Source organism: Vibrio coralliilyticus ATCC BAA-450 (assembly GCF_000176135.1).
Taxonomy (GTDB): domain Bacteria; phylum Pseudomonadota; class Gammaproteobacteria; order Enterobacterales; family Vibrionaceae; genus Vibrio; species Vibrio coralliilyticus.
This window is the reverse complement of the sequence record NZ_ACZN01000017.1, coordinates 1-17,399: the sequence shown is the minus strand read 5'-3', so window position 1 is coordinate 17,399 and position 17,399 is coordinate 1. Positions and strand designations below refer to the sequence as shown.

19 protein-coding genes are annotated in these 17,399 nt (G+C 44.1%); 8 read left to right on the top strand and 11 right to left on the bottom strand.

The window, feature by feature from the left end:
• Positions 1 to 38: 38 nt before the first annotated feature.
• Positions 39 to 599, bottom strand: a complete 561-nt coding sequence (locus VIC_RS15405; protein WP_006960936.1) for a GNAT family N-acetyltransferase — start codon at positions 597 to 599, stop codon at positions 39 to 41.
• Positions 600 to 865: 266 nt separating this feature from the next.
• On the opposite strand from VIC_RS15405, the gene VIC_RS15400 reads away from it, so the two are divergent.
• A complete protein-coding gene (locus VIC_RS15400; protein ID WP_006960935.1) occupies positions 866 to 1,993 on the top strand; it encodes an acyl-CoA desaturase in 1,128 nt (375 codons plus the stop codon).
• Positions 1,994 to 2,598: 605 nt separating this feature from the next.
• On the opposite strand, the gene VIC_RS15395 is transcribed toward VIC_RS15400, so the two are convergent.
• The 7 genes from VIC_RS15395 to VIC_RS27145 form a co-directional block, all read right to left on the bottom strand.
• Complete coding sequence (locus VIC_RS15395; RefSeq protein ID WP_006960933.1) at positions 2,599 to 3,372, bottom strand: substrate-binding periplasmic protein; 774 nt, start codon at positions 3,370 to 3,372, stop codon at positions 2,599 to 2,601.
• A gap of 210 nt (positions 3,373 to 3,582) precedes the next feature.
• Positions 3,583 to 3,996 carry a GFA family protein gene (locus VIC_RS15390; protein WP_006960932.1) on the bottom strand — a complete coding sequence of 138 codons (414 nt, stop codon included), beginning with the start codon at positions 3,994 to 3,996 and terminating at the stop codon, positions 3,583 to 3,585.
• Positions 3,997 to 4,015: 19 nt separating this feature from the next.
• On the bottom strand, positions 4,016 to 4,411 hold the full coding sequence (locus tag VIC_RS15385) for a GFA family protein (protein ID WP_006960931.1): 396 nt from the start codon (positions 4,409 to 4,411) through the stop codon (positions 4,016 to 4,018).
• A 10-nt stretch (positions 4,412 to 4,421) separates the two neighbouring features.
• Complete coding sequence (locus VIC_RS15380; protein ID WP_006960930.1) at positions 4,422 to 4,928, bottom strand: GNAT family N-acetyltransferase; 507 nt, start codon at positions 4,926 to 4,928, stop codon at positions 4,422 to 4,424.
• Between the two features lie 132 nt (positions 4,929 to 5,060).
• On the bottom strand, positions 5,061 to 6,323 hold the full coding sequence (locus VIC_RS15375) for a DEAD/DEAH box helicase (RefSeq protein ID WP_006960929.1): 1,263 nt from the start codon (positions 6,321 to 6,323) through the stop codon (positions 5,061 to 5,063).
• A 36-nt stretch (positions 6,324 to 6,359) separates the two neighbouring features.
• Complete coding sequence (locus VIC_RS15370; RefSeq protein ID WP_039952091.1) at positions 6,360 to 6,935, bottom strand: acyl carrier protein phosphodiesterase; 576 nt, start codon at positions 6,933 to 6,935, stop codon at positions 6,360 to 6,362.
• A gap of 102 nt (positions 6,936 to 7,037) precedes the next feature.
• Positions 7,038 to 7,160: a hypothetical protein gene (locus tag VIC_RS27145; RefSeq protein ID WP_006960927.1), complete on the bottom strand. Its 123-nt coding sequence runs from the start codon at positions 7,158 to 7,160 to the stop codon at positions 7,038 to 7,040.
• A gap of 355 nt (positions 7,161 to 7,515) precedes the next feature.
• On the opposite strand from VIC_RS27145, the gene VIC_RS15365 reads away from it, so the two are divergent.
• From VIC_RS15365 to VIC_RS15355, 3 genes are all read left to right on the top strand, one after another.
• Complete coding sequence (locus VIC_RS15365; protein WP_006960926.1) at positions 7,516 to 8,721, top strand: aromatic amino acid transport family protein; 1,206 nt, start codon at positions 7,516 to 7,518, stop codon at positions 8,719 to 8,721.
• Positions 8,722 to 8,867: 146 nt separating this feature from the next.
• Positions 8,868 to 10,004 carry a peptide-methionine (R)-S-oxide reductase MsrB gene (msrB, locus tag VIC_RS15360; RefSeq protein WP_039952218.1) on the top strand — a complete coding sequence of 379 codons (1,137 nt, stop codon included), beginning with the start codon at positions 8,868 to 8,870 and terminating at the stop codon, positions 10,002 to 10,004.
• Between the two features lie 161 nt (positions 10,005 to 10,165).
• Positions 10,166 to 10,903, top strand: coding sequence for a MipA/OmpV family protein (locus VIC_RS15355; protein WP_006960924.1), 738 nt, complete (start codon positions 10,166 to 10,168; stop codon positions 10,901 to 10,903).
• Between the two features lie 51 nt (positions 10,904 to 10,954).
• Here VIC_RS15355 and dbpA read toward each other — a convergent pair whose 3' ends face one another.
• Together dbpA and folE are read right to left on the bottom strand one after the other, a co-directional pair.
• Positions 10,955 to 12,331: an ATP-dependent RNA helicase DbpA gene (dbpA, locus tag VIC_RS15350; protein ID WP_006960923.1), complete on the bottom strand. Its 1,377-nt coding sequence runs from the start codon at positions 12,329 to 12,331 to the stop codon at positions 10,955 to 10,957.
• Positions 12,332 to 12,443: 112 nt separating this feature from the next.
• Positions 12,444 to 13,097, bottom strand: coding sequence for a GTP cyclohydrolase I FolE (gene folE / locus VIC_RS15345; protein WP_006960922.1), 654 nt, complete (start codon positions 13,095 to 13,097; stop codon positions 12,444 to 12,446).
• A 263-nt stretch (positions 13,098 to 13,360) separates the two neighbouring features.
• Here folE and moeA point away from each other — a divergent pair, with 263 nt between their 5' ends.
• From moeA to VIC_RS15325, 4 genes are all read left to right on the top strand, one after another.
• Positions 13,361 to 14,596 carry a molybdopterin molybdotransferase MoeA gene (moeA, locus tag VIC_RS15340; protein WP_006960921.1) on the top strand — a complete coding sequence of 412 codons (1,236 nt, stop codon included), beginning with the start codon at positions 13,361 to 13,363 and terminating at the stop codon, positions 14,594 to 14,596.
• A gap of 11 nt (positions 14,597 to 14,607) precedes the next feature.
• Entirely contained in the window at positions 14,608 to 15,357 is a 750-nt protein-coding gene (gene moeB, locus VIC_RS15335) for a molybdopterin-synthase adenylyltransferase MoeB (protein WP_006960920.1), read from the top strand.
• Between the two features lie 301 nt (positions 15,358 to 15,658).
• Positions 15,659 to 15,979 carry a hypothetical protein gene (locus VIC_RS26755; RefSeq protein WP_039952088.1) on the top strand — a complete coding sequence of 107 codons (321 nt, stop codon included), beginning with the start codon at positions 15,659 to 15,661 and terminating at the stop codon, positions 15,977 to 15,979.
• A 73-nt stretch (positions 15,980 to 16,052) separates the two neighbouring features.
• Positions 16,053 to 16,883 carry a sulfurtransferase gene (locus VIC_RS15325; RefSeq protein WP_413788336.1) on the top strand — a complete coding sequence of 277 codons (831 nt, stop codon included), beginning with the start codon at positions 16,053 to 16,055 and terminating at the stop codon, positions 16,881 to 16,883.
• 63 nt (positions 16,884 to 16,946) lie between these two features.
• On the opposite strand, the gene VIC_RS15320 is transcribed toward VIC_RS15325, so the two are convergent.
• Entirely contained in the window at positions 16,947 to 17,366 is a 420-nt protein-coding gene (locus tag VIC_RS15320) for a RidA family protein (protein WP_006960918.1), read from the bottom strand.
• Between the last annotated feature and the right edge of the window lie 33 nt (positions 17,367 to 17,399).

The window sequence follows — 17,399 nt, the reverse complement described above, 5'->3', positions numbered from 1 at the left end:
ATTGTCCGAGAATTATCAGAAGAACGGACTTAAGTGTATCAATCTGTTACGACTTCTGTCTGAGTGTGAATGCTAATACGTTTGAGCAGATCAGCGCCAGATTTCCAAGCGTAAACCAATTCAGGAACCTGACTGCCGCAAGGTGCTTTCCACATTCGCTCCTGCAAAAGTTGACCACCGATGTGATCATAGAACTTCACCGCTTGCTGGTTATCTTTAATTACTTCCAAATATACGCCATTGTCGGGGAAATGCTGTGCAATCCACTTTGCCATTTCAGCAATTAGCTTGACGCCCAACCCTCTACCACGATAGGCCTCGTCAATGTGTAAAGCATCGATGATGGTGCCCTTTTCGAAGTCGTGATTGCCAAAAGCGCAGATAAAGCCACACAACAGACCACCTTCTTCAAGCAAAAGAACGTGCTGATTAAAAGGAGGGTTGATCAATCGTGTTTGCCAAATGGCTAGTCGTTCATCCTGAACATCGTGCTTAAGATAGTCAGCGGCAAGTAAGCCTTGATAGAATTTCTTCCAGCTTTGAGTGTGTAGAGAGGCTATACGTTCGTAGTCGCTATATTCAGCTACTTTTAATTCCATTTATAGTTCCTTATTACTTCCTGTAAGGATTGTTTATCTCTTCATACTATAAAACATTTAACTAAAAGCCAATCATACTAGAGAAAATCCAACATTATTTGCCACGGCTACTTCGATTTCCTCGCAATGATTCTTATTGAGCATTCGGTTTATAAGTTCTAACAAATTAATCCTTCATTGAGCTCACACGACACTTAACTTTCATTTGACTTACACATGTACGCTGATATTCTGGCGCACAACTGTTAGCTGAATGGATAATTGAAATGTCTGTAAAGGAAAAGCCACCGCTAATATGGCTAAATGTTACGCTTTTTCTCTCTAGTTTTATCGTGGCTGTTGTCGTTGCTCCTTGGTATGGCTTTGAATTCGGATACGAGGCAGAGCATTGGCTTTGGCTGCTGATCACCTTTTCTTTTTGTAACCTTTCAATCACAGCGGGCTATCACCGCCTGTGGTCCCACAAAACATACGATGCTCATTGGTCTTTAAGATTACTTTTTGCTCTTGGCGGTGCATTCGCTCTGCAAAATAGTGCGTTGCACTGGAGCTCTGATCACCGTGTTCATCACAAGCATGTCGATAACAATGATAAGGACCCTTATTCTGCGAAGCGTGGTTTCTGGTTCTCCCACATTGGTTGGATGCTAAGACACTACAACCCTGCGACTTATTCAGATTACGGCAACTGCCGCGATCTGCAGAAAGACAAAATTGTTATGTGGCAACATAAGCACTACTTGCTACTAGCCATTTTGATGAACATTGGCGTACCACTACTGCTTGGTGTGATTTACCAAGACATCTGGGGAATGCTACTTATGGTGTGTGTGGTTCGTTTAGTATTGAGTCACCATTCGACATTTTTTATCAACTCGCTTGCCCATATCTGGGGTTCTCAACCTTACACTGATAAAAATACAGCGCGTGACAATGCCGTCCTAGCAGTATTCACTTTTGGTGAGGGTTACCACAACTACCATCATATCTTTGAGAACGATTACCGTAACGGTATTCACTGGTGGCAATACGATCCAACTAAGTGGTTGATCAAATCTTGTTCGTGGCTTGGGCTAACGAAAAAGCTACGTGTGACTCCAAAGATGAAGATTGAAAAAGCGATGGCAAAGCAAGCCTTAGCGAAAGCCTCTCAGAATGTCAGTAAGCTTCCAAATGCATCATTGCTTAATGAAACGTTAAACAAGGAGTTCGATGTGCTGATGAGTAAGATGTCAGACTATTACGCACTGAAGAAAGAAGTCCTTGAGAGCAAGAAAAGTGATTTAGCAAAGAAGTATGAGCATTCCGTTCTAAAAGTCCGTTACCAGCAGATGAAGCAAGACTTCAAAGCGCAACGACGGAGCTGGGAATTACTCGTCGCCCGCTACGCATAAACATCAAAGCCACCTGATTAGGTGGCTTTTTCATTTGTAACACCGAAAATCGCCAGTGTTCCATTCGGGATCCTTATTTGTCGAAAGCTGTACTACGCTTGGCTAGCGAGCTGATAAACACACCACCATAAAATACTACTGCAAATAGACAGAACCACTGTCGTTACCAACAAATGCTTAGCGCTCATATTTTACACACAATAAATAACGCTTTTGCCCAGCGCTTTTATTCATCAATTATAAATAGTTGATGAGTATTATAAACAGCGTGTCTTAAAAATGGGATAGATTATAGAAATAAATCACTCGTTTTGAGAAGAAAATATCACTGTGCGCTTTCACCTCTCCTCGTTGCATATATCATTGATATTTATTGAACTTTACTTATACAACAATCACAGCTTATGTCATTTTTGTTAGCGAAATGAGATTTACTGAATATTACAAGGTGACACGCATTTAACAAATCAATGCATTATCTCTCTTTCTGAATATACCTAAATGATTATTTGTTTCTCAAGCGGTCAAAATACATACAATAGATTTTATCGGAAAAGAAAAACGGAAGCTTGTTGCTTCCGTTTTATTATTATGTCAATAGTCGCTTATTTAATAAAGTCGTTCACTATCTGATCAACTTCTCCGCTTTCTTTCATTTCAGACAAAATTTTATGATATTGCGCTTTGAAATCATCTTTAAATGGGAATTTCCCGCCATTGGTCGCAAAGCCTAAGAAACCCTGCTCTGAACTGATGGTGGCACCCTCTACAACGCTTTGACCATCGTACTTGCCTTCATTTTGAAGCTTTTTAAGCTCCCATTGAATGGAAAGTGCATCATTCATATAGCAGTCAACACGCCCAGCGATCAATTTGAGCAGATTTTTAGGTGTGCCTTTCGTTTCATTCAGTTTGATCTTTCCGGCTTTGACTGCCGCTCTGAACTCATCGCCACCTGCAGAAAACCCAGCATTGTTACCTATCGTTAAGCCCATGTAGTCTCCAGGCCAATTAGGTTTTGGGCTACTTAATACTGACTTCTGACAAACCACAACCAGTTTTTCATCGAGTATTGGCATGTCGTATTCCATGTAAGGACGTTGATCAGGGCGTTTATACGGTGGATAAAGGGCAAAAATTTTACCGCCTTCTACTTCGGACAAGCCTCGTTTCCAAGGTACTCCTTTGATGGTCACACTGTAGTCTGGCATTTTAGAAAAAATACGTTCCAAGATAACGGTGTAAATCCCCGTTACTCTACCGCTTTCAACGTAGGAATAAGGAGGGTATGAATCGTCACCGTAAACAGTGACATCGCTTGCTGCAAAGACCGAAGTCGAGGCCATAACCGCACAAAGCAAAGTTAAGGTTTTTTTCATAGTGATAACTCCAAATACTGTTCCATCAGCATTACGTGGTGCTATCGGTAAGTAATAGTGCATGAAATGACTAAGTCAAGGCGGCTGAAGCTAGGCAGAAAAGGCTTCCTGTTCAAAAAAACAACCCAACCCTTTGCTTTTAATGACTTTATAATCAATATAAAAAGCCAAGTGTTTCGCAGCAAAAAAGGAGCCTACAGGCTCCTCTTCTTAAGGTTGCTTATCAAAGCATGGGATGTCTTTTGGTATTTCGACCCAGCTTTGCTTCTCACTCAGCCAAACATGCATTTGTGGCTCAAAGAGGGCGCTATACTCAACCCCTGCAGGCTTGAGTTTAAGCTTAATGGTTGCCGTGTCATCTGGATTGTAATGATAAACACGGTTGCCACAGTCGCCACAGAATTTAGCAAAGTTTTTATTGCCACTTTCCGCTATACGCTGCCACTCATTCAACTTCCCCTGAAATTCAATATCTTCAGTCTTAACAATAGCTGTTACGCTATACGGGCTAGTCGACAATTTCTGACATTCTTGACAGTGGCATGCAATGACTTTTAAAGGTGCAGCTTTGAGTTGATAGGAAAGCTGCCCACACTGGCAAGACGCTTTGATTGGAAATTCCATGATAACTCCTTACTGAGACTCAACGATCTGCTGGATGATTGACACCATCATTAGTGACAACGTCACCCAAATCAAAAGGATTTACCCCTTCTAAACACCCTACATTGTAGCCATATTCCGTTGGGTCTGAGCGTCGTTGGTGGTGCGTGTAAATACCGCATTCAGAGCAAAAGTAGTGCTTAGCCGTTCCTGTATTAAATTGGTAAAGCTTAAGCAACTCTTGGCCTTTAAGTATACGAATTCCATCCAGTTTTACCGAAGCGACAATAGCACCTTTTCTTCGGCAAATCGAACAGTCGCACCGCCTGGGTTTATCGATCCCGTGTGGAAGGTGCAGCTCCAATTCAACACTTCCACAGTGGCAAGTTGCCTTGTGGTATTCTTTGATTTGTGTAGTACCTACTTGCTTAATCATCCATTGCTCCTCAATTGATTCGTAATTGATACTCAATACAGTCAATCAGCTTTCCGTGCATTTCCGCGTAATTGTTTACTACCTTCATTGGCCGAAATCCGTTAGCAGTTAATACCTTCTGTGACGCCAAGTTTTCAGTAGATGCGTAAGCTACCAACTTTTCAACGCCCATTTTTTCAACAACTCGAATAATGTTGGAGACGGCAAACTTCGCAACACCACGGTTGGTGAAGGACTTCCCAACTCGATAGCCAATATGGGCAATTTTCCTGCGACGGCTAATGTTAGATACATTTACGCGGCCAAGAATGGATCCGCTCTCGTCAACGATTAACATTGGAACCAAAGTTTTCGCGGCAAACTCCAGTAGGAATACCTGAATGTGTTCTTTTACACCTTCGAGTGAATAGAAATCTGTCTCACGCGGGGGAATATTGGCTTCAAACCATTCTCTGTTTTGAATCTCAAACTCAAGAAGTTTCTCAGCATCACCTTCTTTGAGTAACTCAAGCTGCATATCAAGTCCTTTATGAATAATGCCCACGATCAATATATCGCTCAAAAGCAGTTAATCCTATGTTTATATTGATGATTTGTTAATCAGGCATAAAAAAAGCCGCATCTCTGCGGCTCTTAATAATTTGGCTAACTACTTCTTCTTGCCTCTGTTCGCATGAATCTTGAGCTTCGCTTTCATCTTTCGTTTTTCCGAAGAGCGGCTTTTTCGTCTTCCACCACGCTCGCGTTCATTTTCAGTTGGCTCTTCAATACTTGGTTCAAAGCCCTGTAGCCACTCTTGTGGTAAACGCGCATCAAGAAGCCGCTCTATCGCTTCAAGCAAGTATTCTTCGTCTTTACTCATCAGCGATACCGCCAGACCTTCCTGACCAGCTCGACCAGTACGACCAATACGATGAACATAGTCTTCGGCTTTGTAAGGCATATCAAAGTTAACCACTTGCTCTAGCTGATTAATATCCAACCCTCTCGCCGCTACATCGGTTGCAATCAATGCCCTAATTGTGCCCGATTTAAAATCGTCTAATGCTTTCTGACGTGCACCTTGGCTTTTATCCCCATTGATCGACGCAGCTTTGATTCCGTCAAGTTTAAGCTCTTTCGCAAGCGCATCGCTGCCCTGCTTAGTCTTCGTGAACACGAGCACCTGCTGCCAGTTTCGTGAACCAATTAAATAGGCAAGAAGTTCAGCTTTACGCTTTTTGTCGACAGGATAAACCATCTGTTTAACCTTCTCAGCTGTACTATTTGATGGCGTTACCTGAACCTCGACTGGCTCATTCATCAATTTATGAGCAATAGTCTTAATACGCTTATCAAATGTCGCCGAGAAAAACAGAGTCTGACGCTCAGGGTTGAGCTTTTTCAATATGCGTTGGATATCTGGCATGAATCCCATATCTAACATGCGATCGGCTTCATCCAGTACCAAATAGCTGGTTTTTCTAAGGTTGATATTTTTGCAGTAGAGGTGATCCAGTAAACGTCCTGGTGTGGCGATCAATACGTCACAACCCTGCCTCAGATTTTGTGTCTGAACATTCATACTGGTACCGCCATAAGCGGTCACAATTTTAATCTCAGCCGCACTCGCATAAGCCGTTAAGCTGTCAAAAACTTGCTGCGCCAACTCACGTGTAGGAACGACCACCAAGGCTAAGACATCATTTGATTGAGGATCTCTCGACGCTTCCTGATCAAGTAGCTTGTTGAGTAGTGGCAAGCCAAAGGCAGCAGTTTTCCCTGTTCCTGTCTGAGCTCCCGCCAGCACATCTTTTCCTTCAAGTACGTGAGGAATGGCTTGCTCCTGAATAGGCGTTGGCGTGTCAAAACCTAATTTTTCTACAGTAGATGCAAGTGCTTGAGACAGGCCCAGATGTTGAAATGAAGACATGGTAACTTTCCGAATGAAACAGGGTCGCCGATTCTATCAGAATCTTTTCGCAGCGTTTAGTATCTCTGGGTACAAGGTATGGAATATTTCTTTCAATGGTTGATAACGCTGCTCTAACGTATAAAAACAACGCGATAGCTCCCCCATTCTTGGCGAACGAGTCGACATTCTTTGCAGCGCGTACTCGATATTCTCAATTTCCTTATAAGATTCCAGCCACCGACCTTTCCACATCGCCCCGCTGACAGCCGTAAAACGCTCGGGAAGTGTTTCTGGGTATTCAGCAAGGACTTTACTTTCGGCATCAAGACAAAAATCTCGCAAGCTAGTGGCATGGTACTTTCGCCACTCAGACGCCAGACAGTGATCCCAGAACATATCCAATGCTATTCCTGAAAAACGCCGACTCTTTCCGGGAAAGTATTCTCTGGCTTGTAACATCAGTGCATGGCTGTCGATCGTACTGTCGACAAACCGATGCAGCTTTATTCCTTGGACGATATCGGCTGAATATTGGTGTTCAGGGTTACCTTTTACAAAGTCCCCGAGTAAATTTCCCAGCATGCTCGATTCGCAGTGCTGTGCTATGTGAAGGTGGGCGAGGTAATTCATAGTGCTAACTAGTACAAAACATTAGTTTCATAAAAGCACAAAGCCAGCGCATTTGCACTGGCTCTTTCTGGTATCAACGTGATTGTTGATTTCAACGAACGATTATTTATTGAAGATTTCTTCTGCTAGCTCTTCGATTGACTGTTCATAATCTGACAGTTCAAAACCAATCTCCATAGCATCTAGCAATTCAAGGCATTCTTCGTTCAATGTTTGGTCACTCATTCTGACCTCCTTAATTACAAACAACTTTATAGACCTGTTTTCAAGTCTCAACATGAATATAAGGTCTATTGCTCCTTTTTAAACCACTTATATGACAGTTTTTTGAAAGAACAAAGTAAATAATCAATGCGATATGATTTTTATCGCAAGTAAACGTTTGCATTACTGAATCTCATCTAAAATCGGACCAATCGTAAACAATTAAATACACTAATGGTTATTTATATGTACATTTAGCTTGAAATTATCGTTTTAATTCCACAAAATGCCCAAATAGTAGATTTTTTGCATCGGAATATGCATTTATTCCAGCTATAAAATCCAAATCAAACAAAAACCGTAAAGAAATATATACATGACTAAATCAAAGGTTCTGGGTAGTACTTTGATCATCGCCGGCACTACTATCGGTGCAGGTATGCTCGCTCTACCTCTTGCTTCTGCCGGAATTGGCTTCACTACTTCACTCATCATCATGGTCGCGCTTTGGGCACTAATGGCGTATACCGCTCTACTGATGGTTGAACTCCACCAACACGCAGACGCGAGTGCAACATTGCATACTCTCGCCAAGCAATTTCTAGGGAAAAAAGGCAAATGGGTTGCCAGCTTTTCTATGTTGTTTTTGTTCTACTCACTTTGTGCTGCGTACATCGCCGGCGGTGGTGCACAGTTCGGTGAGCGAATTTCGCAATTTACTGGTGTCGAAATCTCGGGAATGACCTCAACAGTCATCTTTACGATAGTTGTAGCCGCTGTGGTGACCATCGGCACTGGTACGGTCGACAAAGTGAATCGTGTACTATTCGCTATCAAACTTATCGCGATGGCGATGGTTCTAACGTTCCTTGCACCGAATGTGACTGAGTCGTACCTGCTGAGCATGCCTGTTGAACAAGGCCTTGTCGTCGCAGCTATTCCGGTCATCTTTACGTCTTTCGGATTCCACGGCAGTATCCCTGCTATCGTGAACTACCTAGATGGCAATACACCATCTCTACGTAAAGCAATTATTGTTGGCTCCTCTATCCCTTTGATCATTTATGTTTTCTGGCAAGTTGTAACCCTAGGTGTGGTAAGCCAGGATGCGTTGGTTGATAACCAAGGTCTAAGCGGGCTAATTTCCACGCTTTCGACCAAAGTTCACCAGTCAGGCCTTGGTCAGACAATCGGTGTTTTTGCTGACTTAGCACTGCTGACTTCTTTCTTAGGCGTGAGTTTGGGTTTGTTTGAATTCCTAGGCGATAGCTTCAACAAGAAGAAAGCCGCTTCTAGCCGCATCGTCGTTGGTGCTATTACCTTTGTCCCGCCAATGGGCTTCGCACTGTTCTACCCACAGGGCTTTATTATGGCTCTTGGATACGCAGCGATTGCGCTAGCGATTCTAGCCATATTCCTGCCTATTATGATGGTGAAGAAAGCTCGTGTTGCTGAGGAAACTCAAGGTGGCTACCAAGTGTTTGGTGGTACAGCAGGCTTGATGATCAGCGGTACAGTTGGCTTTGTAATCATCGCGGCCCAGCTGCTCATCACTATGGGCGTTTTGCCGTCACTAGGCTAATTTCACTTCTTCACTTAAAGGGCAGCTTGAAAGCTGCCCTTTTTACTTTCTAAACCAAAAATCTCTAGAAAAATGAGATCTAATGCAATTTTTCTTACGACTTGCCTTTCTTATTAATCAAAGACAAAGCAATCGAAGAGGTTGATATGAAAGTGAAGTCGAAGATAGTGTTTTCCGCTATTGCCCTAACAGCCGTACTAGCGTCGTTTTTTGGCACAGCAAATAGCGACGTAACAAGAAGCTCGGCTTACGGCGACTACCAGGTCGCTACATTAGCGGGTGGCTGCTTCTGGTGTACAGAATCCGACTTGGAAAAACTGCATGGTGTTATCGATGTCGTTTCTGGTTATGCTGGTGGCGAGCTAGAAAACCCGACCTACAAGCAGGTCTCATCTGGTAAGTCCGGTCATATTGAAGTGATCGAAGTAAAATATGACCCAGAAGCCGTGAGTTACGAACAAGTCCTTGACCAATTCTTCCGTCATATAGACCCAACAGACAACAAAGGATCCTTTGTTGACCGTGGTCCTCAGTACCGCCCTGCAATTTTCTACCATAACGATGAGCAAAAGCAGATCGCAGAAAACTTTATGGCAGAAATCGAAGCGCTTGGAATTTTCAAAAAGCCGCTCAAAACCGAGCTGATTCAGTTCACCAAGTTCTGGCCAGCAGAGAACTATCATCAGGATTACTACAAACGTAACAAGATCCGTTACAACTACTATCGTTACGCATCAGGCCGCGATCAGTACCTGGATGACATTTTTGGTGATGATCGAGAAAAGAATCCTAAGACACTGCGCCAGCTGATTGATGATCACAAGGCCGTTTCAAACGTAAAACCTTACAGCAAGCCTTCTGAAAAACAGATTAAAGCTAAGTTAACGGATCTCCAGTATTACGTTACTCAGGAAGAAGGAACCGAGCGAGCTTTCAGCAACGAGTATTGGGATAACAAACAACACGGCATTTACGTAGACATCGTGTCGGGTGAGCCTCTGTTTTCTTCTACTGATAAGTACAAGTCGGGGACAGGATGGCCTAGTTTTACCAAACCTATTAATGAGGCGTACATCGTTACTAAAACGGATTTCCATTTGGTCTACCCAAGAACAGAAGTTAGAAGTCGATTTGCTGACTCTCACTTGGGCCACGTTTTTAAAGATGGTCCCGCACCAACGGGCCTGCGCTATTGCATGAATTCAGCTGCCATGAGGTTTATTCCGGTCGAGGAACTGGAAGAACAAGGCTACGGTGAGTACATGTATCTATTCGACAGTTAATCCATCCAAACAGTCGAGACCAAAGCCAACCTAAACAAAGGGTTGGCTTTTCTTTCTTATATCGTCACTAAATGCATATCTTATGCGCTTTTTCTCTAATCGTTGCTGCAACGCAATCATCAAAAGTTCGTTCTTCTTTTGTGTGGATAAGGAGAACCTTTATGAACTTACAGCAAACGACCACCCTACTTGCCGTATGTGCAGCATTAACCGCTTTTAGCGCGTCAGCCCAAGAACAATATTATGATTTCGGCTTTATCGGCGCGAGTGGCGCCTATGGCCAGTCGGTGTACTCTGACAATGGTGGTGGCTCACTTTCCCTTGAACCCAACCTTTTTTACAACGGCGAGTACGGATTCGTTGATGGTAGCCTAGTGAACATCTCTGTTCTCCCGTATGTAGGGATTTCAGGTCAGTGGCGATTCGCTGAAGTTTCGGATGATTTTGATGATATTCCCAACGGGATAAACGAACGCGATGGTAACGGTGACCTAGGTATAACCATAGGTACCGTCGGCGCGCGGCTCACTTACTTACATGATGTAACTAACGAACATGATGGATACGAAATTCAACTGCATTTAGGACGAACCCTTGATCTCCCTTTTGAGCAATTTACGCTAACACCTTACGTTGAAGTCGATTTTCGCGATAAAAAGCTCTCGCAGCATCTCTATGATATCTCAGCTCAAGAATCCGCTGCGTCAGGTCTGAACACATACAGCTCTGGTAGCAGTTGGGTTTATCAAACAGGTCTGATTGGCATCTACAGCATAACTCCAGATTGGTTAACGCTCGCAAAGTTTGAGTTGGAACATCATGACTCGGACAGCCCGTTAATTCAAAGAGATCTCGGCTGGTCTGTAAGCCTTGGGGTTACTTACAAATTTACGGAGTAGCAAACGAAAAAAGCCTCCGGTGCGGAGGCTTTAAAAGAATTAGTGGGAGCGTTACTTCATCACACGAGCTTTAAAGTTACGCCCTTTCATTTTACCGTTTTGAAGCTGCTTCAATGCTGGCTTTACAATCTCGTGTTCAACAGCCACATACGAAACCATTGGAAGAATGTTGATCTTGCCGATTTTCTTACCATCCAGCCCAGCCTGTTTCGTTAGAGCACCTAATATGTCTCCAGCACGAACTTTCTGCTTCTTACCGCCAAGGATTTGAATCGTCTGCATCTTAGGGTAGAAAGGTCTCTCAACTGGTTTTTCTGGTAGTACAGCTGGAGAGATAGCGATATCCATGTATTCATCAATACGTGCGACACGATATTCTTCTTTCTCACTGTAGAAGCTGAACGCAACACCTTTAGAACCTGCACGACCAGTACGGCCAATTCGGTGGACGTGCACTTCAGGGTCACGTGACAATTCAAAATTGAACACCGCATCTAGGTTATCTACATCAAGGCCACGTGCAGCAACGTCGGTCGCTACAAGAATCGAGACACTTTTGTTAGCAAACATGGTTAATGCCTGTTCGCGTTCACGCTGCTCCATATCACCATGAATCTCAACAACGCTGAACCCACGGTGGCTTAGCTCATCGGTCACCTTCTGGACTTCTTTCTTGGTATTACAGAACACAACTGACGACTCAGGTTTGTGTGTCAATAATAGCGCTTCCAGAGCATCATCACGCTCTTCTGTTGCGTTTAACTTGTAGAATCGCTGCTCGATGGTGGTTGTCTGATGCGTTGATTCCACTTTGATCATTTGAGGATCACGCATCACTTTAGATGCTAATGACTCAATGTTTTTCGGGAACGTCGCACTAAACAATAAGGTTTGTCTGTCTTGAGGTGCTTCGTCAATGATGGCGTCAATAGCCTCTTCAAAGCCCATTTCCAACATTCGATCAGCTTCATCCAGAACCAAAGTGTTCATCTCAGCTAGATTGATACGACCTTTAGAAAGGTGATCCAAAATACGCCCAGGCGTACCCACCAAGATATGCGCGCCATGCTCTAACGAGCCAATTTGAGGCCCCATCGGCATGCCACCACACAACGTGAGCACTTTGATGTTGTGAATACCTCTTGCCAGCGTACGAACCTCTTTCGCTACCTGATCGGCGAGCTCGCGAGTTGGACACAGTACCAAGGTCTGAACACGGAAGCGTTTAACGCTCAAATTACTTAGTAACCCAAGTGTAAACGCCGCTGTTTTACCCGATCCTGTCTTGCCCTGTCCAATCACGTCTTTACCTTCAAGAACAATCGGCAACGCCTGTTGTTGTATCGGCGTCATTTCCGTGTAGTTAAGGCTGTTCAGTGTCTCTATCAGTTCACTTCTAAGATTCAGGCTCTTAAATGAGGTTGTCACAAGTGTATCCTTCAAGGATGGCTAACGAATGTAGATCCGTAAGCAGTTAAAAAGTAAAAACCGCTTCAACAAGGAAGCGGTTTTGAATAATCCGTAAAGCGTATCGGCTGCTCTAACGAATTCCGTGTAGGAACTCGTGGCGCGTAGCCGGGTTGCTCTTAAAAATACCACCTAACGCAGTGGTGGTGGTTTCGCTTGTTGCATCCATCACTCCACGAGATTTCACGCAATAGTGAGTGGCATCAATGGTTACTGCAACATCATCAGACTCTAAGAGAGTTTGTAATGCGACTAGAATTTGTTGAGTCATGCGCTCTTGCACTTGAGGGCGCTGCGCGAAGAAACGGACGATGCGGTTAATCTTAGACAAGCCAATGATTTTTCCGCGAGGAATATACGCCACAGTCGCACGGCCATCAATCGTTACTAGGTGATGCTCACAAGTGCTTGTCAGCGTTATGCCTTTTACGCGCACCATTTCACTCACATCCATCTTGTTTTCAATCACCGTAATTTTTGGGAAGTTGGCGTAATCAAGGCCAGAGAAAATCTCGTCAACGTACATCTTCGCAATACGATGCGGCGTTTCTTCAAGACTGTCATCGGTAAGGTCCAGCTCAAGTAGAGAAAGAATTTCACGCATGTGATGCTGAATCTTTTCTTTTTTCTCTTCTCGACTGATTTGGTTCGGTGACATTGGTGTCTCCAAACCGCGGCTTTCTAGCGCATCTTTTACCAACTTCGCGGATTCGCTAAGACCTGACATTCCACTTCCTCTTACATAACCTTGCCATTTAAACTTCAACCACTTGATTTGATTGAGGCCACAGACAAACTCTTGGCTCACCACTGAGCAACTTAACATACCCGTAAATAAAGGGATTTACCCCTTTCGGATGGCTGACAAGGATACTCGGATTTTTGAATAATTACACCCATATTTTATCCGTGGTCATTATTCTGGCTACGATTTCTGTGATAAAGTGATTTTTATTAAAAGCTAATATAATAACGATTTAGGACACTATTATGGGTTGCTGTGATGCTCCTGGCTTGATGCCAATCGAAGATGCGATGGAACAAATGCTGTCGCCAATTAAACCAATCCAAACCACCTTACAACTGCCTCTTGCCGAAGCCATTGGCTATGTTCTTGCTGAAGATATACTTTCCCCTATTTTCGTTCCGCCTTTTGATAACTCAGCAATGGACGGATACGCGATTCGTATTGCCGATTTAACCAACAATAATGTTCTGCCTTTGGCGGGTAAATCTTTTGCAGGCCAACCTTTTGAGGGCGAATGGCCCAAAGGTACATGCGTTCGCATTATGACTGGCGCTCAAATTCCTGAAGGCTGTGATGCCGTCATCATGCAGGAAAACACTGAGCAGACAGAACAAGGCGTGCAGTTCAATCAGACCGATGTGAAGCCGCAGAATAACATTCGCCCTACAGGTGATGACATTTGCAAAGATGATGTCGTGCTGCCCAAAGGTGCACGCCTTACCGCTCGAGATATCCCGATGATTGCTACTTTGGGCATCAGTCATGTCACTGTCGTTCGTAAGCCTCGCGTTGCCTTCTTCTCAACAGGTGATGAGCTGAAGCCTCTTGGTGAGCCTCTCGAAGCTGGCCAGATATACGACAGTAATCGTTACGGCATAAAACCTCTGATTGAAAACTTCGGCTGCGAACCTGTCGATCTCGGTATTATTCCTGATTGCCCGGAAGAACTAAAAGCAACGTTTGAAAAAGCGCAGACTTTAGCTGACGTCGTTGTGACATCGGGTGGTGTGAGTGTCGGTGAAGCTGACTACACCAAAGATATATTGGAAGAACTCGGCCAAATCGGCTTCTGGAAGCTTGCCATCAAGCCGGGTAAGCCATTTGCATTTGGTAAGTTATCGACCGCTTGGTTCTGTGGACTTCCAGGTAACCCTGTTTCAGCAGTACTTACAATGTACGTTTTGGTTCAGCCAATGTTAGCGAAACTCGCTGGACACGCTGAGTGGAAAGCGCCTGAGTCTATACCGGCCACAACTCGAACTGCATTTAAGAAAGCGCCAGGACGCACAGATTACCAACGCGGTGTTTACACCATTGAAGATGGCAAGTTTGTTGTAGAAACGACAGGAAACCAAAGTTCTGGGGCTTTCCGCTCTATGAGCTTGGCAAATTGTTTTGTCGTTTTGGAACGTGAGCGAGGCCGTGTTGAAGTCGGTGAAACCGTGAATATCCAGTTGTTCAATTCAACCCTCTATTAGGAGTGAGCACATTGGAGATCCTTTCCGATCAAGAGATGCTTCGCTACAACCGTCAAATCATATTGAAGCAATTTGATTTTGATGGCCAAGAAGCACTAAAGCAAAGCTCTATTTTGATTCTTGGTGCTGGTGGCCTTGGCTGTGCGTCAAGCCAATACCTTGCAACAGCGGGGGTCGGCTCTCTGACCTTAATTGATGATGACGTTGTCGAACTGTCTAATCTGCAACGCCAAGTACTTCATTATGATGCTGACGTTGGTAAGAAGAAAGTCCTCTCTGCGTCTGAATCTCTGCAACAACTGAACCCTCACCTAGAAGTGCGAACGATAGATCAACGTTTGAGTGATGAGGATTTAAAAACAGAAATTGAGCAGCATACGCTAGTGCTCGACGCATCGGATAACGTAGAGACTCGAAATCAGCTTAACCGCCTCTGCTATGAGTTAAAAACACCGCTTGTTTCTGGTGCAGCGATCAGAATGGAAGGCCAAGTCAGTGTCTTCACTTATCAGGATAAAGCACAACCTTGCTACCAGTGTTTAAGCTCGCTATTTGGCTCAGCAGCATTAAGCTGTGTTGAAGCCGGAGTCATGGCGCCAGTTGTCGGCATCATCGGCGCGGTACAAGCCATGGAAGCCATCAAAGTTATCGCCAATTATGGACAGGCGAAAGAAGGTAAGGTTTTGATCCTCGATGCGATAACCATGTCATGGCGAGAAATGAATCTGATGAAAATGCCGAATTGCCCCGTTTGTAGCTAAACTCACCATAAACGGTCAGGAGTACAAAGGTTATTAGGATCTGTTGACCTTTTGAGCTGATTTTTGCAGCAGTTTGTGGGTTCTTTATACAAGGCAGAGGGTTTGAAATGTAGTTGCCCTACCTGATAAGCCGATAACGCAGTAGAAAGGAACCACAAACGCTGCCCAGAGGGTTCGGCTAAAAGCGTTTTACTCTTTGTTGAGAGGTGTTTTGCTTAGGTCACTAGGCGACAAACCTCTCGCCGCGACTAAAACGCTTTTATCTCGAACAAAATTTAACCGCAAAAGGTCAACAGACCCCATGAACAACCCCAAAATATTTCTGGCCGCCCTGCTCCTCTTATCACTGGTCCTGCTTGGACTGATAGCGCTCAACAAGCCAAAGCAAACCACTAGAGTTCAAGCGCTCGTCTTAACTCAAACTCTCACCCAGTCACTTGATGGAAACAGACGCTTTCTGAATATTGAATTTAGCGATGGTGACCAAACTATGATTAGCATCCCGCCTCAAACTGAATGCCCTGCCAATTCCATCGTGGAACTTGACAAGAAATCCTCACTCTTTTCTGACGCTATCAGCTATCGCTATATACAGTGCAACACCTATACAAATAAACATTAACTGTCTCTGTTGTGACCTCTACAGCCCTGTTGTAAATTAGTTGCATAAAATTCATAAACTTATATAAGGAAGTATTATGTCACCGTTGATCACTCCAAAAGAGCTCACTGAACTACAACAAACGGGAAAGTTGGTTGTACTAGATACAAGCATTGAATTTCAGATCCCATCAGAGCCGGAAAAAGACAATGAGAACTTAATTCCAAATACTATTCGCTTTGATTACGACTCTGTATTTTGCGATCCTGACGCTTCGCTTCCTCATATGATGCCTTCAGAAGAACGCTTCAACCAGCTAGCAAAAAGCATTGGACTCAATCAAGATTCCATTATTGTGGTCTACGACAACAGCGGAACTTTTGCCTCTCCGCGTGCATGGTGGATGCTAAGAGCAATGGGACATAAAGAGGTCTATATCTTGAATGGTGGCCTGACCGAGTGGAAGCTAGCTGGATATGACACTGTCACTTCTTACAAAAAGGCCGATACTGAAGGTAACTTTAACGGCAAACTCGACCCTTCTTTCTTTGTTGATGCGCAATACGTACTTAACCAAATCGAGAATGCGTCTAATCAAACCGTTGATGCACGCTCTCATGCTCGTTTCAATGCAGAAGTCGCCGAGCCAAGACCAGGCGTGCGAGCTGGCCACATTCCAAATTCAGTATGCCAGCCATTCGCTGAATTGATGGAAGGTCACAAGCTCAAACCTGCTAGCGATCTAAAGTCGATTTTGGAAAGCTCAATGGATAGCAATAAATCTCAACACATTTTCAGCTGTGGTTCAGGGGTGACGGCGGCTATTGTTCTTCTCGCTGCACAACTTTCCGGATATCAAAACTTGTCAGTGTATGACGGTTCTTGGACCGAATGGGGCGCAGACGACAGTTTACCCATCAGCTAAAGGTTGTTTCCCACAAAGGCAGCCAATAACGGCTGCCTTTTCTTTTTTCTACTGAACATATAATCAAAAATGCCTCAGTATGTCGCTGCCTTGAAAGCGTTTGGCCGCTTCAGCTTCTATCTCTACTTTCCAATTTTTGTCAAACAGGCCATTTACGAATAAAAACGTCGTAGGTAAAGCGCCAACATCAAATGGAATGCGCTCCTTAGCTCTCTGATAACCTTCAAGATCTTCACGATTTACCATGTAAATCCGAACGCTAATCAGGTCCTGTATGTCCATTCTATTGGCTTGCAACACTCCACGTACATTTTGCCAAGCCAGTACAATCTGATCCTCAGCACTCTCCGGTACTTCGATAAGCTCATTGATACCCAATTGCCCTGCAATATGAAGTCGTGTCGAACCTGATGGAATCATCGCACATTGGTGGTAGTTAGCCGCTGGCGGTGGAACCGTTGCAGGGCTCCAGATAATATTCATTAGACTTCCTTAGATAACATCACAATTTTAGGC